This window comes from Pseudomonas sp. DR208 (assembly GCF_019823005.1).
Lineage (GTDB): Bacteria > Pseudomonadota > Gammaproteobacteria > Pseudomonadales > Pseudomonadaceae > Aquipseudomonas > Aquipseudomonas extremorientalis.
Window position 1 is genome coordinate 4,169,725 of sequence record NZ_CP081944.1, and the last position, 24,431, is coordinate 4,194,155.

Annotated in this window: 22 protein-coding genes and 1 pseudogene; 11 read left to right on the plus strand and 12 right to left on the minus strand. The window is 62.1% G+C overall.

Features of this window, described 5'->3' with window-relative positions; all coding sequences use genetic code 11:
- Positions 1 to 3: 3 nt before the first annotated feature.
- Entirely contained in the window at positions 4 to 465 is a 462-nt protein-coding gene (gene pedF / locus K5K89_RS18680) for a cytochrome c-550 PedF (protein ID WP_071492075.1), read from the minus strand.
- 254 nt (positions 466 to 719) lie between these two features.
- On the opposite strand from pedF, the gene exaA reads away from it, so the two are divergent.
- Complete coding sequence (exaA, locus tag K5K89_RS18685) at positions 720 to 2,612, plus strand: quinoprotein ethanol dehydrogenase (RefSeq protein ID WP_083351482.1); 1,893 nt, start codon at positions 720 to 722, stop codon at positions 2,610 to 2,612.
- Positions 2,613 to 2,801: 189 nt separating this feature from the next.
- Positions 2,802 to 3,449 (plus strand): pentapeptide repeat-containing protein, encoded by a 648-nt coding sequence (locus K5K89_RS18690; protein ID WP_222540010.1) that lies wholly within the window; start codon positions 2,802 to 2,804, stop codon positions 3,447 to 3,449.
- Here the strand turns inward: K5K89_RS18690 and K5K89_RS18695 are convergent.
- On the minus strand, positions 3,446 to 4,072 hold the full coding sequence (locus K5K89_RS18695; RefSeq protein ID WP_071492078.1) for a response regulator transcription factor: 627 nt from the start codon (positions 4,070 to 4,072) through the stop codon (positions 3,446 to 3,448). The two genes, K5K89_RS18690 and K5K89_RS18695, sit on opposite strands and share 4 nt — an antisense overlap.
- Positions 4,073 to 4,225: 153 nt before the next feature.
- Between K5K89_RS18695 and K5K89_RS18700 the strand changes: the two genes are divergently transcribed.
- Both K5K89_RS18700 and K5K89_RS18705 read left to right on the plus strand, forming a co-directional pair.
- Complete coding sequence (locus K5K89_RS18700) at positions 4,226 to 4,765, plus strand: PQQ-dependent catabolism-associated CXXCW motif protein (RefSeq protein WP_071492079.1); 540 nt, start codon at positions 4,226 to 4,228, stop codon at positions 4,763 to 4,765.
- 27 nt (positions 4,766 to 4,792) lie between these two features.
- Positions 4,793 to 5,458 carry a response regulator transcription factor gene (locus K5K89_RS18705; protein ID WP_222540011.1) on the plus strand — a complete coding sequence of 222 codons (666 nt, stop codon included), beginning with the start codon at positions 4,793 to 4,795 and terminating at the stop codon, positions 5,456 to 5,458.
- Between the two features lie 68 nt (positions 5,459 to 5,526).
- Here K5K89_RS18705 and K5K89_RS29025 read toward each other — a convergent pair.
- From K5K89_RS29025 to K5K89_RS18730, 6 genes and pseudogenes are all read right to left on the minus strand, one after another.
- Positions 5,527 to 5,631: pseudogene (locus tag K5K89_RS29025) on the minus strand (hypothetical protein); the annotation flags it as partial.
- Between the two features lie 151 nt (positions 5,632 to 5,782).
- On the minus strand, positions 5,783 to 7,726 hold the full coding sequence (locus tag K5K89_RS18710; protein WP_222540012.1) for a NahK/ErcS family hybrid sensor histidine kinase/response regulator: 1,944 nt from the start codon (positions 7,724 to 7,726) through the stop codon (positions 5,783 to 5,785).
- Complete coding sequence (gene nosP / locus K5K89_RS18715) at positions 7,668 to 8,813, minus strand: nitric oxide-sensing protein NosP (RefSeq protein ID WP_093124293.1); 1,146 nt, start codon at positions 8,811 to 8,813, stop codon at positions 7,668 to 7,670. Before nosP ends, K5K89_RS18710 begins: the two co-directional genes overlap by 59 nt.
- A 170-nt stretch (positions 8,814 to 8,983) precedes the next feature.
- Complete coding sequence (locus K5K89_RS18720; protein ID WP_222540013.1) at positions 8,984 to 9,790, minus strand: sulfite exporter TauE/SafE family protein; 807 nt, start codon at positions 9,788 to 9,790, stop codon at positions 8,984 to 8,986.
- A complete protein-coding gene (locus K5K89_RS18725; RefSeq protein WP_222540014.1) occupies positions 9,791 to 11,035 on the minus strand; it encodes an FAD/NAD(P)-binding oxidoreductase in 1,245 nt (414 codons plus the stop codon). It abuts the gene before it with no gap.
- A gap of 50 nt (positions 11,036 to 11,085) precedes the next feature.
- Complete coding sequence (locus K5K89_RS18730; protein WP_005789341.1) at positions 11,086 to 11,421, minus strand: ArsR/SmtB family transcription factor; 336 nt, start codon at positions 11,419 to 11,421, stop codon at positions 11,086 to 11,088.
- A 94-nt stretch (positions 11,422 to 11,515) separates the two neighbouring features.
- Here K5K89_RS18730 and K5K89_RS18735 point away from each other — a divergent pair, with 94 nt between their 5' ends.
- Entirely contained in the window at positions 11,516 to 12,379 is an 864-nt protein-coding gene (locus K5K89_RS18735) for an MBL fold metallo-hydrolase (protein WP_071492087.1), read from the plus strand.
- 7 nt (positions 12,380 to 12,386) lie between these two features.
- Here the strand turns inward: K5K89_RS18735 and K5K89_RS18740 are convergent, their stop codons facing one another.
- The 3 genes from K5K89_RS18740 to bkdR form a co-directional block, all read right to left on the minus strand.
- Positions 12,387 to 13,604 (minus strand): HD-GYP domain-containing protein, encoded by a 1,218-nt coding sequence (locus K5K89_RS18740; RefSeq protein ID WP_071492088.1) that lies wholly within the window; start codon positions 13,602 to 13,604, stop codon positions 12,387 to 12,389.
- Positions 13,605 to 13,639: 35 nt separating this feature from the next.
- The gene (locus K5K89_RS18745; protein WP_071492089.1) at positions 13,640 to 15,265 is read right to left on the minus strand and encodes a methyl-accepting chemotaxis protein; all 1,626 of its coding nucleotides are present in this window, start codon (positions 15,263 to 15,265) and stop codon (positions 13,640 to 13,642) included.
- A 181-nt stretch (positions 15,266 to 15,446) separates the two neighbouring features.
- Positions 15,447 to 15,929 carry a Bkd operon transcriptional regulator BkdR gene (gene bkdR / locus K5K89_RS18750; protein ID WP_058426744.1) on the minus strand — a complete coding sequence of 161 codons (483 nt, stop codon included), beginning with the start codon at positions 15,927 to 15,929 and terminating at the stop codon, positions 15,447 to 15,449.
- 195 nt (positions 15,930 to 16,124) lie between these two features.
- Between bkdR and K5K89_RS18755 the strand changes: the two genes are divergently transcribed.
- From K5K89_RS18755 to K5K89_RS18775, 5 genes are all read left to right on the plus strand, one after another.
- Positions 16,125 to 17,360 (plus strand): 3-methyl-2-oxobutanoate dehydrogenase (2-methylpropanoyl-transferring) subunit alpha, encoded by a 1,236-nt coding sequence (locus K5K89_RS18755; protein ID WP_222540015.1) that lies wholly within the window; start codon positions 16,125 to 16,127, stop codon positions 17,358 to 17,360.
- A 1-nt stretch (position 17,361) separates the two neighbouring features.
- Positions 17,362 to 18,420 carry an alpha-ketoacid dehydrogenase subunit beta gene (locus tag K5K89_RS18760; RefSeq protein ID WP_016978112.1) on the plus strand — a complete coding sequence of 353 codons (1,059 nt, stop codon included), beginning with the start codon at positions 17,362 to 17,364 and terminating at the stop codon, positions 18,418 to 18,420.
- The gene (locus K5K89_RS18765; protein WP_071492091.1) at positions 18,421 to 19,680 is read left to right on the plus strand and encodes a dihydrolipoamide acetyltransferase family protein; all 1,260 of its coding nucleotides are present in this window, start codon (positions 18,421 to 18,423) and stop codon (positions 19,678 to 19,680) included. It begins immediately after the preceding gene.
- 3 nt (positions 19,681 to 19,683) lie between these two features.
- Positions 19,684 to 21,063: a dihydrolipoyl dehydrogenase gene (gene lpdA / locus K5K89_RS18770; protein WP_222540016.1), complete on the plus strand. Its 1,380-nt coding sequence runs from the start codon at positions 19,684 to 19,686 to the stop codon at positions 21,061 to 21,063.
- Positions 21,064 to 21,267: 204 nt separating this feature from the next.
- Positions 21,268 to 22,287, plus strand: a complete 1,020-nt coding sequence (locus K5K89_RS18775; protein WP_093528047.1) for a branched-chain amino acid aminotransferase — start codon at positions 21,268 to 21,270, stop codon at positions 22,285 to 22,287.
- Positions 22,288 to 22,322: 35 nt separating this feature from the next.
- Here K5K89_RS18775 and K5K89_RS18780 read toward each other — a convergent pair whose 3' ends face one another.
- On the minus strand, positions 22,323 to 23,213 hold the full coding sequence (locus tag K5K89_RS18780) for a GNAT family acetyltransferase (protein WP_222540017.1): 891 nt from the start codon (positions 23,211 to 23,213) through the stop codon (positions 22,323 to 22,325).
- A gap of 285 nt (positions 23,214 to 23,498) precedes the next feature.
- Here K5K89_RS18780 and ctlX point away from each other — a divergent pair, with 285 nt between their 5' ends.
- Positions 23,499 to 24,425, plus strand: coding sequence for a citrulline utilization hydrolase CtlX (gene ctlX / locus K5K89_RS18785; protein ID WP_222540018.1), 927 nt, complete (start codon positions 23,499 to 23,501; stop codon positions 24,423 to 24,425).
- Positions 24,426 to 24,431 lie beyond the last annotated feature (6 nt).

A 24,431-nucleotide genomic window follows, 5' to 3' on the forward strand; every position in this document is an offset into this window, starting at 1 on the left:
GGCTTACTCCTCGACGTGCACGCTGTCGAGGTAGGTGCGCACCGCCCACAGGGCTTCCTGGCTGAGGTAGTCGGCCATTTTCGGCATGTACACCCGGCCATCGCGCACGGCGCCGTGGCGCACACGTTCCACGAACCATTCATCGCCGGCGTCGCCGGCATCGAGCATGCGCAGGTCGGGGGCGATGCCACCGGACTTGGCTTCCAGGCCATGGCACGCCGCGCAGTTCTGGTTATAGGCCGACGCACCGACCTCCACCGCTTTGTCATGTTCGGGCGTGGTGCGATAGGGGTTGGTGGCGGCCCAGCCATCGGCGTCCAGCGGCACGCCTGCGTCCTTGATCGGGGTGAGGCCTTTGGTTTCCACGGCGGTGGGCGTCACGTTGCCATGAGCCCAGGCGGATCCACTACTGATTGCACTGGCGAGCAGGCAGGCGGTAATCAAGGCGTTGCGTTTTGTTGTCATTATTTTTTCCCTCGGGAGTGCACGCAAAACCTCTTGGCAGAGGCTATGGCAACCATCTTAGGAAGCACCCGGCAGGACCCGTATGCTGCTTTGGTGGGCGGGTTCTCATCCGTTGGTAGCAGGCCTTGTGGGGCACTGCTAAATCAGAGGCGGTTCGGGAAATTGTCCCGGCAACACCGGGACTTTTTCCGTATTCGCCACGGCGTTCACATCGCACCCTGTGCAGGCCATAACCTCCACTGGGAACTGCAACCATGACAATAAGATCGCTACCCGCCCTCTCGCCGCTGAGCCTTGCCGTGCAGGCCTTCCTGCTGGTCGGCAGCCTGTCCTTGAGTGCGGCCAGCTTCGCCGCCGCCGAGCCTGCCAAACAGACCCGCAACGTCACCTGGGAAGACATCGCCAACGACCACCTGACCACCAAGGACGTGCTGCAATACGGCATGGGCACCAACGCCCAGCGCTGGAGCCCGCTGGCCCAGGTCAACGACAAGAACGTGTTCAAGCTCACACCGGCCTGGTCTTATTCGTTCGGCGACGAGAAGCAGCGTGGCCAGGAATCCCAGGCCATCGTCAGCGACGGCGTGGTCTACGTCACCGGCTCGTATTCCCGGGTGTTCGCCCTCGATGCGAAGACCGGCAAACGCCTGTGGACCTACAACCACCGCCTGCCCGACAACATTCGCCCGTGCTGCGACGTGGTCAACCGGGGCGCGGCGATCTTCGGCGACAAGATCTACTTCGGCACCCTCGATGCACGCCTGATCGCCCTCGACAAGAACACTGGCAAAGTGGTGTGGAACAAGAAGTTCGGCGACCACGCCGCTGGCTACACCATGACCGGCGCCCCGGTGCTGATCAAAGACAAGGTCAGCGGCAAGGTGCTGCTGATCCACGGCAGCTCCGGCGATGAATTCGGCGTGGTCGGCCAGCTGTATGCACGCGACCCGGACACCGGCGAAGAGGTGTGGATGCGCCCGTTCGTGGAAGGCCACATGGGCCGCCTGAACGGCAAGGACAGCACCCCGACCGGCGACGTCAAGGCTCCGTCCTGGCCGGATGACCCGACCACCGAAACCGGCAAGGTCGAGGCCTGGAGCCACGGCGGCGGCGCGCCCTGGCAGAGTGCGAGCTTCGATGCCGAGACCAATACCATCATCGTCGGCGCCGGCAACCCTGGCCCGTGGAACACCTGGGCGCGCACCTCCAAGGACGGTAACCCCCACGACTTCGACAGCCTCTACACCTCCGGCCAGGTCGGCGTCGACCCGAGCACCGGCGAAGTGAAGTGGTTCTACCAGCACACGCCGAACGATGCCTGGGATTTCTCCGGCAACAACGAGCTGGTGCTGTTCGACTACAAGGACAAGGCCGGCAAAGTCATCAAGGCCACCGGCCACGCCGACCGCAACGGCTTTTTCTACGTGGTCGACCGCAACAACGGCAAGCTGCAGAACGCCTTCCCGTTCGTCGACAACATCACCTGGGCCAGCCACATCGACCTGAAGACCGGCCGCCCCGTGGAAAACGAAGGCCAGCGTCCGGCCAAGCCGTTGCCGGGTGAAACCAAGGGCAAGCCGGTGGAAGTCTCGCCGCCGTTCCTGGGTGGCAAGAACTGGAACCCCATGGCCTACAGCCAGGACACCGGGCTGTTCTACATCCCGGGCAACCAGTGGAAAGAGGAATACTGGACCGAAGAGGTCAACTACAAGAAGGGCTCGGCGTACCTGGGCATGGGCTTTCGCATCAAGCGCATGTATGACGACCACGTCGGTACCCTGCGGGCGATGAACCCGACCACCGGCAAGGTGGTGTGGGAGCACAAGGAACACCTGCCGTTGTGGGCCGGCGTACTGGCGACCAAGGGCAACCTGGTGTTCACCGGCACCGGCGATGGCTTCTTCAAGGCCTTCGACGCGAAGACTGGCAAGGAGCTGTGGAAATTCCAGACCGGCAGCGGCATCGTCTCGCCGCCGATCACCTGGGAACAGGATGGCGAGCAGTACATCGGCGTGACAGTCGGCTACGGCGGCGCGGTGCCGTTGTGGGGCGGCGACATGGCGGAGCTGACCAAGCCGGTGGCACAGGGTGGGTCGTTCTGGGTGTTCAAGATCCCGAGCTGGGACCTGAAAACCGCGCAGAAGTAACCTCACCCTATATGCCGGGGTCATCCTTTGTGGCGAGCGGGCTTGTCCCGCGTTGGGCAGCGAAGCGGCCCCCGGCTTTTCTCCAGCCTCACCGAGTCGTCAGGTTTTGGGCTGCTGCGCAGCCCAACGCGGGGCAAGCCCGCTCGCCACAGCAAGCCCGCTCACCCCAGGATCCCCAGAGGTTTCGCGATGAAATATCTGCCATTTTTAATCCTGCTATCCCTGCCCTTGGCTCACGCCGACGAGGGCGACGACGCGCCGCTGGTCATCAACGGCTGCAGCCTGGCCGCACACAGCCAATGCCCCGGTGCCAACCTCAAGGGCGCCGACCTGAGCAACCAGGACTTGAGCAAAATGAACCTGGCCGGTGCCGACCTGCGCGATGCCGATCTGCGCCACGCCAACCTCGACCTGGCCAACCTGGAAAAAGCCCAGCTGCAAGGCGCCAACCTGACCCGCGCCAGCCTGCAACAAGCCAACCTGCGCCTGGCCGACTTCACTGGCGCCACGCTGATGGCCGTGCAAGGCTGGGGGCTGTTCGCCCAGGGTGCGCAGTTTGAAAACGCCAACCTCAGCGCCGCCTACCTGCAATTTGCCCGGCTGTCGGGGGCCAAGCTGCACCACGCCAACCTGCGTGCGGCCGACCTGGAGATGACCTGGCTGAGCAAGGCCGACCTGCAAGGCGCCGACCTCAGCGACGCCAACCTGCAAGAAGCCAAGTTCGGCGAAAGCAACCTGGAAAAAGCCACGCTCACCGGGAGCCGCCAGCACTATGCGAATTTCCAGGACGCGAATATGGACGGTTGCAAGGATTGCCCGACCACCTGGGATCGTTAACCCGCCACCCGCACCACCCCCATGTCGATACCCAAATGCACCAACTCGGCATGGGAACTCACCTGCAACTTACTCTTGAGCAAGGTCAGGTGATTGGACACGGTCTTGCTGCTGATACTCAACTGAGCGGCAATCGCGCGCGCCGGGGTGCCCTTGGCGAGCATCAGGAAAATCTCCAGCTCACGCTGGGTCATGCTTTGCAGGCGCCGGTCGGTGGGGTGGTAAGCCAGCTGGGTGGCCAGGTCCTGTTCAATATAGGTGTGGCCGTCAAGAATGCGCTCGACCGCATCCAGCATCACCGCCGGCAACGCGCTTTTAGTCAGGTAGCCGGACGCACCGGCCTCCAACGCCTGGCGCACCAGGGGCAACTCGGCATGCTGGCTGAAAAACAGCACGCGCAATTGCGGCAGGCGCTGGCGCAGGCGGCGGGTGGTTTCCAGGCCGCTGATACCCGGCAGGCCAAAGCCGATGATCACCAGGTTGGGTACCGCTTCGTGCACCCGCGTCAAGGCGTCCTCGCCACTCGCGGCTTCGCGCACCACCACACCCGGCAGCCCGCTGCGCAACAGGCTGGCGTAACCCAGGCGGACCACGGCGTGATCATCGACCAGCAGGATGTTCATAGTGCCTCCCATGGCAGTACCTCTGGCCATGCTAGAACCCCGGGGACCAATGGGACCTACTACTTTGGTACTGGTTTTGCTGTCTATCGTCGCATTCCCAAGGCAGCGGGACTGGCGTGTAATGGGGGCATAACGATAAGGACCGGACCCGCCATGCTGCCCGCTAGACTGCCACTTGCGGCACTGTTGTGCCTGTTCATCACGCACGTACAGGCCGACACTCCACTGTTTTCCGCCGATGGCTACCGCATCAGCCTGTACCGCAGCCCCACGCCCGAACACCTGCCCGGGGCCGTCATTGTCGACACACCTGCCCTGCAAACGCTGTTGGCCCAGATGCCCGCACCGGTATTGATCGACGTGTACCGCCGCCCGTGGCTACAGGGTCGTTTCATCGAAGACCAGCCCCACGCCAACCTGCCCGGCAGTCACTGGCTGGCCAATACCGGCGACGGCGACCTCACGCCCGAGTGGCAAGGTTACTTTGTGCGCCACCTTTACAAATACACGGGCGGCAACCTGGACCGCCCGCTGGTGTTCTACTGCCGCGCTGATTGCTGGCTGAGTTGGAACGCGGTAAAACGGGCCGCCAACCTGGGCTATACCTCTGTGTATTGGTACCGCGATGGTTTGGATGCATGGGAAGCGGCAAACCTGCCAGTGATGGCTGCGACACCCGAACCCTTTGAATAAAAAACCACAACAAGAAGGTGAACGGCCATGTACAAAATCCTGATCGCCGATGATCACCCGCTGTTTCGCGAGGCGATCCACAACGTCATCAGCGACGGTTTCCCCGGCAGCGATGTGCTGGAAACCGCCGACCTGGACAGCGCCCTCGCCCTGACCCAGGAACATGACGACCTCGACCTGATCCTGCTGGACCTGAACATGCCCGGCATGCACGGCCTCAACGGCCTGATCAACCTGCGCAACGAGTCGCCGACCATCCCGGTGGTGATTGTCTCGGCCGAGCAGGACAAACAGATCGTGCTGCAGGCCATCACCTACGGCGCCGTGGGTTTTATCACCAAGTCATCACCGCGCCTGCAAATGACCGAGGCGATCCAGCAGATTCTCAACGGCAATGTGTACCTGCCGCCGGACATCATCCGCACCCAGAAAAACACCGGGCAGCGGCGGATGAATGACAGCCCGGGGTTTGCCCCGGAGCTGTTGCAGGCACTGACCCGTAAACAATTGCTGGTGCTGGAGCGGATGACCAAGGGCGAATCGAACAAGCAGATTGCCTATACGCTGGAGATTGCCGAGACCACGGTGAAGGCCCATGTGTCGGCGATTTTGCGCAAGTTGAATGTGCATAACCGGGTGCAGGCGATACTCAGTGCCGGGGATATCTATTTCGGCTCGTACCTGCGCCGCTGACGGTCTGACACACCACCAGTCAACTGTGGGAGGGGGCTTGCCCCCTCCCACATTTGATCTGCATTTTGTCAGGGCCGGCTGAGCAGGTGACTCATGGCGGTTTTCAGCTTCATGGGCCTGACGGGCTTGTGCATCAAGGTATGCCCCAACTCACGTATCTGCTGCTTCAATTCTCGGCTCGTACCTGCGTCGCTGACCCTTTGACACACCACAAATCAACTGTGGGAGGGGGCTTGCCCCCGATGGCAGAGTGTCAGTCAGCACATCCATTGATTGATGCACCGCTATCGGGGCAAGCCCCTCCCACAGTTGATCTGCATTTCGTCAGGGCCGGCTGAGCAGGTGGCTCATGGCGGTTTTCAGCTTCATGGGCCTGACGGGCTTGTGCATCAAGGTATGCCCCAACTCACGTATCTGCTGCTTCAATTCATTGCTGTAGTTGGCGGTGATCATCAACGCCGGCACCGCGCTCCCGCGCCGGGCGTTGATGCGAGCCACGGCGTCCACGCCGTTCTGGTCGTCGTCCAGATGGTAATCAGCAATCAACAGGTCCGCCTCGGCATGGTAGTTGTCCACCTGCCGCGCCAGGTCCTGTTCCGACAGCGCCGTGATCACCCGGCAGCCCCAGCCTTCGAGCAAGGTACGCATACCCGCGCAGATCGCCGCGTCGTTATCCAGCACCCACACCCGGGCACCTTGCAGGCGCTCGAGCAACGGCTCGCTCATGGAAGGCGCAGGCAGCGACTTGGGGGCCGTGGCGCTCAACGGTACCTCCACCGAGAACATCGAGCCTTTGCCCGGCCAGGATCTGACGCTGATGCGATGGCCGAGTATCCCGGCGATCTTTTCCACGATGGCCAGGCCCAGGCCCAGGCCGCGGTCCTGGTCCGGTCGCTGCACGTCGCCGCGTTTGAACTCCTGGAAAATCTCCTCCAAGCGCTCTTGGGCAATCCCCATGCCGCTGTCCCACACCTGGATCAACAGGCGCTGCTGCTGACGCCGGCAACCCAGCACCACCCGCCCCTGGTAGGTGTAGCGAATGGCATTGCTGAGCAGGTTGCGCAGGATCCGCGCCAGCAACTGGATGTCGCTGCGCACCAACGCGGAGCAGCCGACAAAGTGCAGCGCCAGGCCTTCGGCGCGGGCCAGCTGGGTGTACTCGGCGGCGAGGTTGTCGAGCAACTCACTCAAGGCGAACGGCGCGATATCGGCCTTGATCACGCCAGCATCCAGCTTGGAAATATCCACCAGGGTCCCCAGCAGGTTTTCCACGTCTTCCAGGGAGTTGCTCACATTGCGCACCAGGGCTTCGCTGGGACGCTCCAGCAAGGCACTGGTGAACAGCCGCGCCGCATTCAACGGTTGCAACAGGTCATGGCTGACGGCGGCGAGAAACTTGGTTTTCGACAGGTTGGCCTGCTCGGCCTCGAGCTTGGCTTCGCGCAGGCGGGTTTCCATGCGACGGCGCTCGTCAATTTCCTTGAGCAACTGGTCATTGAGCGACGTAAGCTCCGAGGTGCGCTGGGCCACGCGCTGTTCCAGATGCTGGTAGGCCTGGTGCAAGGCTTCGGCCGTGCGGCGGCGTTCGGTGATATCGCGGATCAACACGAAGATCCCCACCACCTCGCCACTGGCCAGCATATTCGGGACATAGGAACGCAGCATGTAGCGTTCCTGGTTGTTGATGTTGGTTTCGGCGAACTCGAAGGTCACGCTCTCCCCCGCCAAGGCACGGGCGACGTAGGCGTCCAGGCGCTGGCAATGCTGCTCGCTGTGCACTTCGCGCAGGCTCTGGCCGAGCATCATGCCGCGCGGCCAGCAGTACCATTCTTCATAAACCTTGTTGGTGAACTCATAAACCAGGTCGGCATTCAGGTAGCCGATCAGCGCCGGCACGTTGTCGGTGATCAGGCGGATCCAGCGCTCGCTCTCCTGGGCTTTCTGCGCCGCCGCCTGTTCGCCACGCAGCGTTTCGGCGCGCAGGCGGGCGTTGATCAGCAGGTGGTTGCTGGCCTTGAGTTCGGCCATCGCCTGGTTCAACGCGTCGGTGCGCTCGCGCACTTGCTCGGCCAGCACCACCGAATGCTGGAAGGTGGTGTAGGGGTTGTTGCCCTGGGGCATGCCGGACTCGATGCGCTCGATCAGCGCCACATTGATCCGCGCCAGCTTGAGGTTGTCCTGTTGCAGCCGGGCCAGTTGAGCGGGCAGGTCAGCGCCGGCCTCGGGCAATGGCGACCCCGGTGAAGGTCTGGTTGATGTGCATGCCATTGAACTGTTCTCCGTAGGTGTTGAAACCCATCACCCGCTGGTCCCGCAAGTAACCGCCGAGCTGTTCGAGGGTGCCGTTGTCCTCCAGCTCCAGGCGGCGCAAAAAGCAATCGCAGCCGATGGTCAGCAACAGGTCGCCGAGGCGCGCTTGCAGGCCGTCGAACAGAGCCTGCAGGTTCGGCAGCAGCGGGCCGGGCGTCATCACCGTCAGCACGATGCCGTTTTCCACCGCGCAGTAGAAACTCAGGCTGAGGTCTTCATGCACCTGCTGGATAGCGCGCACGTAGTATTGGTCGTGGATACGCACCGCCAACGGGTGGGCGGCGAACGTGCGGTGGTCGAGGTCGGCCACCGCCACGCCGATATGCCGCGCGTACTCTTCGGCGGCGGGCTCGGCGTTGAGCTCGAACACGCGGCGTGACGCGCTGTCGGCGCCGGTCACCACCAGCTTTTCCGTGCGCGGCAGGATATGGTGGGTGGTGAACACCTCGAAATCCAGCCAGGTGTTGACCAGCATCACCACCGCCGCGCCGCTGTGGAACACGCCGTTGAAGTACACGTGGGTGTGGGTGAGGAAGTTGTCGTCACCGGCCGAACCGCCGAAATGCGGGATATCCCCAAGGGCCGCGCTAAGGGCGGCGAGGACCATTTCTTCGCGGCTGGACAGGCCGTCAAGCAGGGTCAGCGCAAACGTGTTGCCCTTGATCGGCGCCAGGGTGTTGCTGCGACAGCCGCCGACCAGACGTTCGACCATGTCCTGGGCACCGATCAGGCTGAAGTGCTCGACCTGATCGATCAGCTCGGTGGCGATGGAAAAGTGCGCGTGGTTAAAGCCCATCGCGGTGATGCAATTACGGCCGTAGCCTTGGGGCGTGATTTCTCCGGCGCTGGTGCAGCCGACCACCCGCACCTTGCCGAAGCACTGTTGCAGGGCCTGGCCAAGGGCCTGGAGGTCGTAGGACGCGGAACAGAAAAACAGCACAAAACCCAGGTACGGGTGCAGCAGTTGCTGGGCCAATTCCTCGGCGGCCTGCCCGGCATCGGTGGCCTGGGACATGGCGCTGACTACGCCTTCACTGTTGTGCATCGTTGCCTCCCCCTCTGAAGCATCAGTGTACGAAGGGCCTGGGCATGGGCCTATGCTACTTGGGTACTGGGTGGGGGATTCGATGGGATGAAGGGTCGCAACCTCTGAAGAGACAGGCTGCCGGCGCCCATAAATGGCGAGGTGGCTTGCTCGCTCCCACGCCACAAGTCTCAACGCAAGGCGTTAAACAGCATTCCAGCCGCCACCACGACACACAGGCTGGCAAACCCCACTTGCAAGGTACGCGCAGGAATCACCGAACACAGGCGCCGACCGGCGAGCATGCCGCCGATACTCGCGGCGATAAACACCCAACCCACCGGCTCGATGCGCACACCGGCATGCAACGCGCCGGCCACGCCGATCAACGACAGCAGGCTGATCACCATCAGGGAGGTGGCGACGATGCCGCGCATCTGCACGTCGGTGAGTTGCTTGAATGCCGGCACGATCAGGAAGCCACCGCCGACACCAAGCAGGCCGGACACCGCACCGGTCACTGCGCCGAGAGCGGCCAGGGTCGCGCTGCATTTGGCAGTCCAGGCCAGGCGCCCGGTGTGCTGGTCGAGCATGCAGTTCTTCTGGCCCCAGGAGGCGGTGCCGTGGTCACTCGGCCCTGCCTCGCGTTTTTCCCGCTGCAACATGCGCCAGGCCACCAGCACCATCAATGCGCTGAACAGCCCCATCAACAGGGCTTCCGGCAATTGGTGGGCGAGATACACCCCCACCGGCGAAAACAGCGCGCCAAGCAAGGCGATCAGCAACGCGGCGCGGTAGCGCACCAGGCCATGGCGCAAACCATCGACCGCCCCCACCGCAGCCGCCGCGCCCACGGCGAGCAGTGACACCGGCGCCGCCTGGGTCATGCTCAAACCCAGGCCCAGCACCAGCGCCGGCACCCCGAGGATGCCGCCACCGGCGCCGGTCAGGCCCATGACCAGGCCCATCAACAATCCCAACACACTGGCGAGCAGCATTCAGTCCACCTTGCTCAGGCGGGTCAGCCATTCGCGGCCCTTGAGCATGCCGTTCCAGTAGAACCACGGCAGCAAGGTCGCCTTGAGGAACCACATCGAACGACGCGCCCGGGTCGGGTCCAGGGGAAAGGTCGGCAGCAGCTTGCCGCCATAGCCAAACTCGGCCAGCACCACCTTGCCCTTCTCCACCGTCAAGGGGCAGGAACCGTAGCCGTCATATTTGAGCGGCAACGGCGCCTGTTTGCGCAGGGCCAGCAGGTTTTCGGCAACCACCACGATTTGCTTGCGCACCGCTGCGGCGGTCTTGGCGTTGGTGGTGCCGCACACGTCGCCCAGGCCGAAGATATGCGGATACCGCAGGTGCTGCAGGCTATGGGGGTTCACCTCACACCAACCGGCGGCGTCGGCGAGTGGGCTTTGGCGGATAAAATCCGGGGACACTTGCGGTGGCACCACGTGCAGCAGGTCGAAGGTTTTCTCCTCGACGCGGACGTTACCCTCGGCGTCCTTCACCTCGAACCAGGCCTTGCGCGCAGGGCCATCGACTTTCACCAGGTTGGCATTGAACGCCAGGCGGGCGTTGTATTTTTCCACGTACTTCATCAGCGGCGGCACAAAGGTCGCCACCCCGAACAGTGCGGCGCCGGCCAGGTTGAATTCGACGTCGATATTGTTCAGCGTGCCCTGTTTGAGCCAGTGATCGCAGGACAGGTACATGGCTTTCTGCGGCGCACCCGCGCATTTGATCGGCATGGCCGGCTGGGTGAAGATCGCCTTGCCGCCCTTGAGTTGCTGCACCAACTGCCAGGTGTAAGCAGCGTGCTGGTAACTGTAGTTGGATGTGACGCCATGTTTGCCCAGGGTGTCTTGCAGCCCCTCGACCTTTTCCCAGGCCAGGCGCAGGCCGGGGCAGACGATCAGGTTGTTCCAGGTGACGCGCTGACCGCTGTCGAGCACCAGGGTCTGCGCATCGGGCAGCAGTTCGGTGACGGCGGCCTGTACCCAGGTGACGCCATTGGGCAGGACGTCGGCCAGTGGGCGGCGGGTTTTCTTCACGTCGTAGGCACCGCCGCCGACCAGGGTCCAGGCGGGCTGGTAGCAGTGGTGGTCGCTCGGTTCGATCAGGGTGATATGCAGGTGGGGATCGCGCTTGAGCAGGCTGGCCAGCAGGCCGATGCCCGCCGAGCCGCCGCCGATGACTACGATATCGCCACTGATGGTAGGGCCCCAGTGTTGGTCGGTCATGGTCTATCGCCTTTGTAATACATGCACACAAGGGTCGCTGCCGGATGGCGTCACGCCCAGCTTTTTATGACCGCGCCGCAGTACAGCCCGGACAGGGTCTTCATCACTTGAATCACTTCATGGCTGGCCAGCCCGTAGAAAATGTATTTGCCTTCCCGACGGGTGGCCACCAACCCTTCGTCACGGAGGATGCCCAACTGTTGTGACAGCGTGGGCTGGCGCACGCCGGTCAGGGCTTCCAGCTCGCCGACATTGCGCTCGCCCTGGGTCAGCTGGCACAGGATGAGCAAGCGATCCTCATTGGCCAGGGCCTTGAGCAAGGAGCAGGCCTTGGACGCCGATGCGCGCAACTGGGCAACTTCGCCTTCACTCAGAGTAGATTCCATTTGCCTCGGGTCCTTTGTGTCACTTAAGCTCGAAACATTATGTGAAAACGTAAACTGATTGTAACTACTTTTTTCTCCATCGGGGACGTTCGCCATGCCAGCGTTGATTCAAGCCTTTCTGGACGAGGCATCGTCGACCTACACCTACGTCGTCTATGAAACCGACGGCGGCCCGTGCGCCATTGTCGACTCAGTGCTCAACTACGATCCGGCCTCGGGGCGCACCGACACCGCCCAGGCCGATAACGTCATCGCGTTCGTGCGCGAGCACGGCTTGCAGGTGCAGTGGCTGCTGGAAACCCACGCCCACGCCGACCACCTGTCGGCGGCGCCCTACCTGCGCCGCACCTTGGGCGGCAAGATCGCGATTGGCCAGGCCATCAGCAAAGTCCAGGGTGTGTTCAAGCACCTGTTCAACCTGGAGCCGGAATTCCGTGTGGATGGCTCGCAGTTCGATCATCTGTTTGCGCCGGATGAGGTGTTTCATATCGGCAATATCAAGGCCCAGGCGCTGCATGTGCCAGGGCATACACCGGCGGACATGGCCTACCTGATCGACGGCCGATTGATCCTGGTGGGTGACACGCTGTTCATGCCGGATGTCGGTACCGCCCGCTGTGATTTCCCCGGCGGGGATGCGCGGCAGTTGTATGCATCGATGCGCAAGTTGCTGGCCTTTCCGTTGGAAACCGAACTGTACGTGTGCCATGACTACCCGCCCGAAAGCCGCGAGGCGAAGTGCCGGACCACAGTGGCCGAGCAACGCGCAGGGAATATCCATGTGCATGACGGCGTGGATGAAGCGGCGTTTGTAGAAATGCGCACCCGACGCGACGCCGGGCTGGGGATGCCGACGCTGCTGCTGCCGGCGATCCAGGTGAATGTGCGGGCGGGGAATATGCCGCCGGCGGAAGATAACGGGGTGGTGTACCTGAAGATTCCGCTCAACCAGCTCTGAATCGCGCTTACTCAAAGTACGACGACTTGGAGGGCGCAAGCCCCGACCACAATTCGTCGACATGCTTGAAGCCCCACTCCTCGGCGCTTTCACGGCCGATGATCTTGTCCGGTTGCTCAGCCAGGTTCAGCACCGACTGGGGAATCGGTATGCCTGAATGCGCCGAAAAGAACACCTTGACCTTGGGGGTCAGCAGCGACGCGGGGCTTTGTTCGACGACCACGCCAATGCGCCCGCTTTCCAGGCGCACCAAGGCGCCGATGGGGTAAATACCTACGCAACGGACAAACGCCTGGAACACCCGGGCATCGAAGTGTCCCTTCCATTCGGCCATTTTCTGGATCGCCTCCGCAGGCCCCCACCCTTGTTTGTAGGGGCGCTCCGAGGTGATCGCATCATAGACATCGCACACCGCGCCCATTTGCGCGAACAGGCTGATCTGGTCCTGCGCCAGGCCAAGGGGATAGCCGCTGCCGTCGGATTTCTCGTGGTGATGCAAGCACACATCCAGCACCAGGGCGCTGATCTGCGGGCATAGCCGCAACATCTGCGCGCCTTCCACCGGGTGCTGGCGTACGGTACAGAACTCCGCCTCGGTCAGCCCGGCCGGCTTGCTCAAGATCTGCTCGGGAATGGCCATTTTCCCAACATCATGAAACAGCCCCGCCAACCCGGCTTCCTGGACCAGTTCCGGCGACAGGTTCAATTGCCGCGCCAGCGCGATCATCAAGCCACTGACCGCGACGGAATGCATATAGGTGTATTCATTGGCCTTTTTCAGGCGCACCAGGCTAAGCAAGGCATGGGGATGACGCAGCATGGAGCGGGAGATGTCCTCCACCAGGCTGGCCACTTGACGAACCTCCACCGCCCGCCCCATGCGCAGGTCACTGAACATACTGACCACGGCACGCTTGGCGACCGCGCACACCTTCACTGCGCGCGCCACCTCCGCTTTCATCTCCACCGGGGCAGGCACCCGAGCGCGGGGTGTGGCAGGTTGTTTGACCGTGACCGGCGCCGGTGGGGCCGGTTGGGGTTCGTCGCAGCCTTTTGCGGTATCGATCCAGACCCGCTGGACCTGCGACGTCAGCAAACGCTGCCGGTCCTCTTCACGGTCCAATAAAAAGCTGCTCTTCCAGAACCCATGGCCGATCCACGGGCCGTCCAGTTTGTGTAGATACATTCCCAGCATCACTTGGGAACACGCAATACACTTGAGCATTTATCATCCCCCCAATGGCATGACCTGCCTGGCGATCAACTCACCGCAAACTTCGCCACGATCTGCTTCAAGTCAACGGCGAGCCTGGACAGTTCCTGGCTGGCCACCGACGTCTGACCGGCGGCCGAGGAGCTCTGGATGGACAGATCGCGGATGCTGATCAGGTTCTGGTCAACGGAACGCGCCACTTGCGCCTGCTCTTCCGACGCGGTTGCAATCATCAGGTTACGCTCATTGATGTCGGTAATGGCTTGGGTGATCTGGGTGATTGCCACGCCGGCTTCGTGGGCAACTTTCAGCGAGTCTACCGCTTCATTGCGATTGAGGGCCATGGAAGCCACTGCTTCGCTCGAACAGCTCTGGATTTTCGCAATCATCTGTTCGATTTCCTGGGTCGATGTTTGCGTTCTATGGGCCAGCGCCCGCACTTCATCGGCCACCACCGCAAAGCCCCGGCCTTGCTCTCCCGCCCTCGCTGCTTCAATCGCTGCGTTCAAGGCAAGCAGGTTGGTCTGCTCGGCGATGGAACGGATCACCTCGACGACCCGGGCGATGTCCTGGGCCTGTTTAGCCAGCCCTTCAACTTCCACCCCGGTCTGCTGCACCGTAGTGCTCAACTTTTCGATCGAAGCAATGGTTTGCGTCACACGCTCCATCCCCACGTTTGCCGAACGCTGCGAGTCCTGCGTCGATTGGGAAGCAGACACTGCATTCCTGGCCACTTCCTCGACCGCCGCCGTCATCTGGTTGACCGCCGTGGCAGCCTGATCCGTTTCCTGGCTTTGGCGTTCAATACCGGCAGTGGATTCACGGGTAATCGCACTCATCTCCTCGGCTGCCGACGCCAACTGCCCGGACGCCTCCGAGATGTGCTGCAACGTGCTTTTCAGGTTCATTTGCATGGTGGCGGTCGACCGTTGCAGCTCAGTCAGTTCGTCATTGCCGCTGATGGCAATTGCCACACGCAAATCGCCGTCGGCGATCTTGCCGGTCGACACCAGCAACTCCCGCACCGGATTGATAATGCTGCGGGTCAGCAAGCGAGCCACCACCACGGCGATCAGCACCGAACTGACCATCAACACCCACGTGAACAAACGTGCCGCATCATGCTCACTGGCGGCGGCTTGCACCGCGGTCTTCGAGCCCTGTTCATTGATCGCAATCAAATCGCTGATGGAGGCCTGCACTTGGCGTGCAATGGGGCCGTTGACGTCGCGCAAATACACCGCCATTTGTTCCTCGGAAAAGCTGGAGGCTTGCGCGAGGAATTCATCCATCTTCTGGCTGTAGTTTTTTATCTCGCTCAGTGCCTGGTCGTACTTGGTACGCTCCTCGGGGCTCGATACCAGCGTTCCATAATGCTCGGCAACTTGCAGCACTTCGGCGCGAACCGCCTTGAGTTTTTCCAGGGAGGCGGGGTCCTTGTCCGCGTATTCCATGGCGTAACGCCGCAGGTCCAGACGAAGTTTGTAAAACGTGGAATCGATCTGGCCCGCCAGGCGAATACTGGGCAGCCAGTTGTTTTGTATTTCGACCGTCGATGAATACACCTTATCGACTTTTATCAGCGTCATTGCGCCTTGTATTAACAGCAGGAAACACACCACACCGAAGCACAATGTGGTACGAAAGTTCAACTTCAAGGCTCTCATGGACATCTCGGCTCACCCTTCCCCTTGGCCGTGCTGTACACGGCCTTACGGGTACAACTTTGTTTAACCGAGTGTGAAAAAAACGTGACTACTTACGTATTTTTTTATGAATAGTGGCAAATAAACATGACGCAGATCATTGCTTAGCTAACCATTATAATTAACGGCTGTTGCGACTCTCCGATATTCATACCATTAGTCCATCCCGTGGCAACGGCAGCGCTGTTTTATATCGCACTTGTTTAAGTGCAAAACTGGACCGGATGTTGGCGACGCCTGGCACCTTGGTCAAAAAATCCATCATGAAACGCTCCAGCGACTGGATCGTCGGTACCAGCACGCGGATGAGGTAGTCCGGGTCGCCGGCCATCAGGTAGCACTCCATCACTTCCGGACGGTCCGCAATCGCCCCTTCGAACTGCTGCAACGCCAACTCATTCTGCTTTTCCAGGCTCACGTGAATGAACACATTGACGTGCAGCCCCAGCAGGTCGGCGTCCAGCAGCGTGACCTGGTCGCGAATCAGGCCCAGTTCTTCCATCGCCTTCACCCGGTTGAAACACGGCGTGGGCGACAGGTTGACCGAGCGGGCCAGGTCGGCGTTGGTGATCCGTGCATTCTCCTGCAGAGCGTTGAGAATGCCGATATCGGTACGGTCCAGTTTGCGCATGAGACAAATTCACCTGTTTATTATGTTTATGCAGGTTTTTTATCCGCAAATGACCGCGGGCGCAACGAAACAGAGATAAATATTCTTCTACGCCACGCCTATGATTGTTGTAGGACAAGATTTCCCCTACCCGGGGACTGACTGTCAGCTAGCGCGCCCACTACAAGAAATTCACAAGATAGAGCGTAGAAAGCCATGACCCAGCAGTATGAACCACTGCGTCTGCACGTCCCTGAACCCTCGGGCCGTCCAGGCTGCAAGACCGACTTCACGTACCTGCGCCTGACCGACGCAGGCACCGTGCGCAAACCCGCCATCGACGTAGAACCCGCCGACACCGCCGACCTGGCCAAGGGCCTGATCCGCGTGCTCGACGACCAGGGCCAGGCCCTCGGTCCGTGGGCCGAAGGCGTCCCGGTGCAGATCCTGCGCAAAGGCATGCGCGCCATGCTCAAGACGCGGATCTTCGACAACCGCATGGTGGTCGCCCAGCGTCAGAAAAAAATGTCGTTCTACATGCAGAGCCTTGGCGAAGAAGCCATCGGCAGCGCCCAGGCCCTGGCCTTGAACATCGACGACATGTGCTTCCCCACCTACCGCCAGCAAAGCATCCTGATGGCCCGTGAAGTGCCACTGGTGGACCTGATCTGCCAGTTGCTGTCCAACGAACGCGACCCGCTCAAGGGCCGCCAGTTGCCGATCATGTACTCGGTGAAAGACGCCGGCTTCTTCACCATTTCCGGCAACCTCGCCACCCAATTCGTCCAGGGCGTGGGCTGGGGCATGGCCTCGGCGATCAAGGGCGATACCAAGATCGCCTCCGCCTGGATCGGCGACGGCGCCACCGCCGAATCCGACTTCCACACCGCCCTCACCTTCGCCCACGTGTACCGTGCGCCGGTGATCCTCAATGTAGTCAACAACCAGTGGGCCATCTCCACCTTCCAGGCGATTGCCGGTGGTGAAGCAACGACCTTCGCCGGACGCGGCGTCGGTTGCGGCATCGCCTCCCTGCGGGTGGACGGCAACGACTTCATCGCGGTGTACGCCGCTTCGGCCTGGGCTGCCGAGCGCGCGCGCCGCAACCTGGGGCCCACGCTGATCGAGTGGGTGACCTACCGCGCCGGTCCGCACTCCACCTCGGATGATCCTTCCAAATACCGCCCCGCCGACGACTGGAGCCACTTCCCCCTGGGCGACCCGATTGCCCGCCTCAAGCAGCACCTGATCAGGATTGGCCAGTGGTCCGAAGAGGAACACGCGGCGGTCAGTGCCGAACTTGAAGCCGAAGTGATTGCCGCGCAAAAGCAGGCCGAACAGTACGGCACCCTGGCCGGTGGCCAGATTCCAAGCGCCGCGACCATGTTCGAAGACGTCTATAAAGAGATGCCGGAGCACTTGAAGCGCCAGCGTCAAGAGTTGGGGGTCTGACATGAACGATCACAACAACAGCATTGAAGTGGAAACCGCCATGACCACCACCACCATGACCATGATCCAGGCCTTGCGCTCGGCCATGGATGTGATGCTCGAACGAGACGATAACGTGGTGGTGTTTGGCCAGGACGTGGGCTATTTCGGCGGCGTGTTCCGTTGCACCGAAGGCTTGCAGACCAAGTACGGCAGCTCGCGGGTGTTTGACGCGCCGATCTCGGAAAGCGGCATTATCGGCGTGGCCGTAGGCATGGGCGCCTATGGCCTGCGCCCGGTTGCCGAAATCCAGTTCGCCGACTACGTCTACCCCGCCACCGACCAGATCATCTCGGAAGCGGCGCGCCTGCGTTATCGCTCGGCCGGCCAGTTCACCGCGCCGCTGACCATGCGCATGCCCTGCGGCGGCGGTATCTACGGCGGCCAGACCCACAGCCAGAGTATCGAAGCGGTGTTCACCCAGGTCTGCGGCCTGCGCACGGTGATGCCGTCCAACCCCTATGACGCCAAGGGCCTGCTGATCGCCTCCATCGAAAACGATGACCCGGTGATCTTCCTCGAGCCCAAGCGCCTGTACAACGGCCCGTTCGACGGCCACCACGACCGCCCGGTAACGCCGTGGTCGAAACACCCGCAAGCCCAGGTGCCGGACGGTTACTACACCGTGCCGCTGGACGTGGCCGCCATCGTGCGTCCGGGTTCGGCCGTCACCGTGCTGACCTACGGCACCACGGTGTATGTGTCGCAAGTCGCCGCCGAAGAAACCGGCATCGACGCCGAAGTCATCGACCTGCGCAGCCTGTGGCCGCTGGACCTGGAAACCATCGTCAAATCGGTGAAGAAGACCGGCCGTTGCGTGGTGGTACACGAAGCCACCCGCACCTGCGGCTTTGGTGCCGAGCTGGTGTCGCTGGTGCAAGAGCATTGCTTCCACCACCTGGAAGCGCCGATCGAACGCGTTACCGGTTGGGACACCCCCTACCCGCACGCGCAGGAGTGGGCGTATTTCCCAGGGCCGTCCCGCGTGGGTGCGGCGTTGAAACGGGTCATGGAGGTCTGAATGGGCACGCACGTTATCAAGATGCCGGACATTGGCGAAGGCATCGCAGAAGTTGAACTGTCGGTGTGGCATGTGAAGGTCGGCGACATGGTGGTCGAAGACCAGGTGCTGGCGGACGTAATGACCGACAAGGCGATGGTGGACATTCCCTCGCCGGTGCACGGCAAGGTGATCTCCCTCGGCGGCGAGCCGGGTGAGGTCATGGCGGTGGGCAGTATTCTGATCAGCATTGAAGTGGAAGGCGCGGGCAACGCCAAGGATGCGCCGGTCGTCAAAGAGGCGCCGAAGGCCGTACCGGTGATGGAAGCCAAGCCTGCACCGGTCGTGGTTGAAAGCAAGCCAGCACCGGTTGTCGCGGCCCAGGCCCCCGTGGCACGTGCCGCCGACGAGCGCCCATTGGCCTCCCCCGCCGTGCGCAAACACGCCCTGGACGCCGGGATTCAACTGCGCCTGGTGCAGGGCACGGGCCCCGCCGGGCGGATTCTGCACGAAGATCTCGACGCCTACCTGCAACAAGGCGCGGCAAAGTCTTCGGCAACGGCCAACCCTTATGCCGAACGCAACACCGAGGAACAGATCCCAGTGATCGGCATGCGCCGCAAGATCGCCCAGCGCATGCAGGACGCCACCCGGCGCGCCGCGCATTTCAGCTATGTTGAAGAAATCGATGTTACCGCCCTCGACGAGTTGCGCGTGCACCTCAATGAGAAACACGGCGCCACACGCGGCAAGCTCACCCTGCTGCCGTTCATCGTGCGCGCCATGGTCGTGGCGTTGCGCGACTTCCCGCAGATCAATGCGCGTTACGACGACGAAGCCCAGGTCATCACCCGCCTCGGCGCGGTGCATGTGGGCGTCGCCACCCAGAGCGATGTCGGCCTGATGGTGCCGGTGGTGCGCCACGCAGAAGCCCGCAGCCTGTGGGGCAATGCCGAGGAAATCGCACGCTTGGCCACGGCGGCGCGCAACGGCAAGGCCAGCCGCGATGAGCTATCGGGTTCGACGATTACCCTGACCAGCCTGGGCGCGCTGGGCGGCATTGTCAGCACGCCGGTGCTGAACCTGCCGGAAGTGGCCATCGTCGGCGTCAATCGCATTGTCGAGCGGCCGATGGTGATCAAGGGCCAGATCGTGGTGCGCAAGATGATGAACCTCTCCAGCTCCTTCGATCACCGCGTGGTCGATGGCATGGACGCGGCGCAATTCATCCAGGCCATTCGCGGCCTGCTCGAACAACCCGCCAGCCTGTTCCTGGAGTAAGGCATGACGCAGACATTGAATACCACCCTGCTGATTATCGGTGGCGGCCCTGGCGGTTATGTGGCGGCGATCCGTGCCGGCCAACTGGGTATCCCGACCATCCTGGTGGAGGGCCAGGCGCTGGGCGGCACGTGCCTGAATATCGGCTGCATCCCATCCAAGGCCCTGATCCATGTGGCCGAGCAATTCCAGCAAACCGTGCACCACAGCCAGGGTTCACAACTGGGCATCGAAGTGGATGTGCCGACCCTGGACATCCGAAAGAGCGTGGAATGGAAAGATGGCATTGTCGATCGCCTGACCACTGGCGTCGCGGCGCTGCTGAAAAAGCACAAGGTGCAAGTGATCCACGGCTGGGCCAAGGTGGTGGACGGCAAGACCGTCGACGTCGGCGACCAGCGCATCCAGTGCGAACACTTGCTGCTGGCCACCGGCTCGAAAAGCGTCAACCTGCCGATGCTGCCGATTGGCGGGCCGATCATCTCCTCGACCGAAGCCCTTGCACCGAAAAGCGTGCCCAAGCGCCTGATCGTGGTGGGCGGCGGTTACATCGGTTTGGAACTGGGCATCGCTTACCGCAAGCTCGGCGCCGACGTGAGTGTGGTCGAAGCACAGGATCGCATCCTGCCGGCCTATGATGCCGAGCTGACGCAGCCGGTGAACGAATCCCTCAGGCAACTGGGCGTGAAGCTTTACCTCAAGCACAGTGTTACCGGTTTTGCCGATGGCAGCCTGCAAGTGCGCGACCCGAACGGCGACACCTTGTCGTTGGCCACTGATCAGGTGCTGGTTGCCGTCGGTCGCAAACCCAACACCCAGGGCTGGAACCTCGAAGCGCTGAACCTGGACATGAACGGCGCGGCGATCAAGATCGACAATCGCTGCCAGACCAGCATGCGCAACGTGTATGCCATTGGCGACCTGAGCGGCGAGCCGATGCTGGCGCACCGGGCCATGGCCCAGGGCGAGATGGTCGCCGAGCTGATCAGCGGTAAGCATCGCGAATTCAACCCGGCGGCCATTCCGGCGGTGTGCTTTACCGACCCGGAACTGGTGGTGGTCGGCAAGACGCCCGACGAAGCCAAGGCCGCTGGCCTTGACTGCATCGTGTCGAGCTTCCCGTTCGCAGCCAATGGCCGGGCCATGACCCTGGAGTCCAAGACCGGCTTCGTGCGGGTGGTGGCACGCCGTGACAACCACCTGATCGTCGGCTGGCAAGCCGTGGGGGTGGGCGTCTCGGAACTGTCCACCGCCTTTGGCCTGAGCCTGGAAATGGGTTCGCGCCTGGAAGACGTGGCGGGCACCATCCATGCGCATCCGACCCTCGGCGAAGCCGTACAGGAAGCCGCGCTGCGGGCGTTGGGGCACGCACTGCATCTGTAAAAACGCGGTGAGGCCATCGGGGGCAAGCCCCCTCCCACAGGGGAATGCATTCCAAATGTGGGAGGGGGCTTGCCCCCCGATAGCGGTGGATCGGTCAATACAGGGGCCGAAGGCGTCCACCCAGTGGCTCCCACACAAGCCAAGAATGCAGTATTGTTGCGCCCATCCAGAAAAAAACCGACTTGACCAACGATAGAGGGTGTCATGGGTAACGAAAGCATCAATTGGGACAAGCTGGGTTTTGACTACATCAAGACCGACAAGCGGTTTCTCCAGGTCTGGAAAAACGGCGAATGGCAAGAAGGCACCCTGACCGACGACAACGTGCTGCACATCAGCGAGGGCTCCACCGCCCTGCACTACGGCCAGCAATGCTTCGAAGGCCTCAAGGCCTATCGTTGCAAGGACGGTTCGATCAACCTGTTCCGCCCGGACCAGAATGCCGCCCGCATGCAGCGCAGCTGCGCCCGCCTGCTGATGCCGCACGTCTCGACCGAAGACTTCATCGACGCCTGCAAGCAAGTGGTCGCGGCCAACGAGCGCTTCATCCCGCCGTACGGCAGTGGTGGCGCGCTGTACCTGCGCCCGTTCGTGATCGGCACCGGTGACAACATCGGCGTGCGCACTGCGCCGGAGTTCATCTTCTCGGTGTTCTGCATCCCGGTCGGCGCCTACTTCAAGGGCGGCCTGGTGCCGCACAACTTCCAGATCTCCACCTTCGACCGCGCCGCACCACAGGGCACCGGTGCCGCCAAGGTCGGTGGCAACTACGCCGCCAGCCTGATGCCGGGTTCGGAAGCGAAGAAATCCGGTTTCGCCGACGCGATCTACCTGGACCCGATGACCCATTCGAAAATCGAAGAAGTCGGCTCGGCCAACTTCTTCGGGATCACCCACGACAATAAGTTCATCACGCCGAAGTCGCCTTCGGTACTGCCAGGCATCACCCGCCTGTCGCTGATCGAACTGGCCAAGACCCGCCTGGGCCTGGACGTGATCGAGGGCGAAGTGTTCATCGACAAACTGGACCAGTTCAAGGAAGCCGGCGCCTGCGGTACGGCGGCGGTGATCTCGCCGATCGGCGGCATCCAGTACAACGGCAAGCTGCACGTGTTCCACAGCGAGACCGAAGTCGGCCCGATCACCCAGAAGCTCTACAAAGAGCTGACCGGTGTGCAGACCGGTGACGTCGAAGCGCCGCAAGGCTGGATCGTCAAGGTCTGAGCCACCTGGAAAAACCCGCCATCTGGCGGGTTTTTTCATTGTTCGGGGATATTCACCACTAGCTTCTTGCCCATGCTGATCCTGGGTTCCACCCCATACCCCAATGCCTCGTAGAACCCCACCACCGCCTCATTACCACTGGTGATCTGCAGGTTGATCTTCATGCAGCCCAGCGCCGTCAATACCTGTTCCGCATGCCGCACCAGCGACGATCCCAAACCCTGCCGCCGATAGTCCCCATGCACCGCCACTGAATACAGCCAGCCACGATGCCCGTCATACCCGGCCAGAATGGTCCCGATCACGGTTTTTTTGTCCGTCGCGACAAAGAACAGCCCATCGTCGACCGCCAGCTTCTTATCAATCGCCAGGGCGGGCAGGTTGTGCGCCGTTTCGTAGCCGAATGCCTCCTGCCATAACGCTACCACCTGCGCCCGGTGCTGACGGTCGCGATACGGCCCGATGGGATGCCGGGACAGCAGGGCCTTTTCCATCACCAACGTACGTTCGCTGCCGTGATAAACGTCGCGCACGGTGTGAAACCCCAATTTGGTGTAGAACGGCTCGGCTGTCAGTGATGACGGCACGCTCAGCACCGTCACCCCGGCTTCGCGGGCGCGTAGCTCAATCTCGATCATCAACAATCGCCCAATGCCCTGCCCTTGCAGCGCCGGGTTGACGAATACCGAGCGCACCACATTCGCATCCAGCGCTGCGGTGGCGACGATCACCTGATCCTGAATCGCTACCAGCACCACGCGACGCTTGAGCAGTTCCAGCACCGCCTCCGGCGTGAAGTTAGCGGCAACCCGCGCAATCACATGCGCCGGATAGTCCCGCGCATTGCTGCTGTGCAGGGCGGCCAGGATGACCTGGCTGATGCCCTCGGCATCGGTGGCTTGGGCTAAACGAACGACGGTAGACATAATTCCTCCTGGCTGACACAGCTGCAACAAACACCACTCTACCCATGTGGGAGGGGGCTTGCCCCCGATAGCATGCTTTCAGATATAGATTTTCTGGCTGACCCACCGCTGTCGCGGGCAAGCCCCCTCCCACAGGTTGCGTGCATTTCACTCCGGCAGCCGATTCGGCTGCCCTACCCCACTTTTCAGCTTTCCCGGCTGAACCACCCCTCGGTTTCAGCCGGGATTCATCCCGCACAACCCACAAAATAGCCGCACTGCTCACCCCATGGAATTCGTGCCCCCATGCAAACCACCAACACCGTCTTGATGATTCGCCCGGCGCGCTTTGCCTTCAACCCGGACACCGCGATCAACAACCGTTTCCAACGCCCGCCCCTCGACCCGCTCCACGCACAGCAGAAAGCGCTGGAGGAGTTCGACGGCTATGTCACCACCTTGCGCAATCACGGCGTGGAGGTTCTGGTGGTGCAGGACACCCCGGCGCCGCACACCCCCGACTCGATCTTCCCCAACAACTGGTGGAGCAGCCACGCCGACGGCAGCCTGGTGCTGTACCCGATGGAAGGCCAGAACCGACGACTGGAACGCGACAAAGGCGTGCTGCAAGTGCTGGAGCAACGTTTTGCGATCAACAGCACCATCGACCTCAGCCACCTCGAACAACAGAACATCTTCCTCGAAGGCACCGGCAGCATGGTGCTCGACCGCCAGCACCGCATCAGCTACGCCTGCCACTCCGGGCGCACTCACCACGACGCCCTGCGCCAGTTCGCCGAACGCCTCGACTACCAGCTCTGCGTGTTCCATGCGGTCGACCGCCACCACGCGCCGATCTACCACAGCAACGTGATGATGAGCGTCGGCCGCGACCTCTCGGTGGTGTGCCTGCAAGCCCTGCCGATTGCCGATGAGCGCCAGGCCCTGGAGCGCTCCCTGCGCGACACTGGCAAGGATATCGTCGCCCTCGACTTCGACCAGTTGGAAGCCTTCGCCGGCAACATGCTCGAAGTCCACGACCGCGACGGCCAGCCGCTGCTGGTGATGTCGGCCAGCGCCTGGGGCGCCCTGCAACCGACCCAGCGCCAACACATAGAACGCCACACCCGGCCGGTGGTGGTGAACATCGATAACATCGAACGCATCGGCGGCGGCAGTGCCCGCTGCATGCTGGCGGAAGTGCACCTGCCTGCCCGTCCCTCATTTCAATAAGGAGTC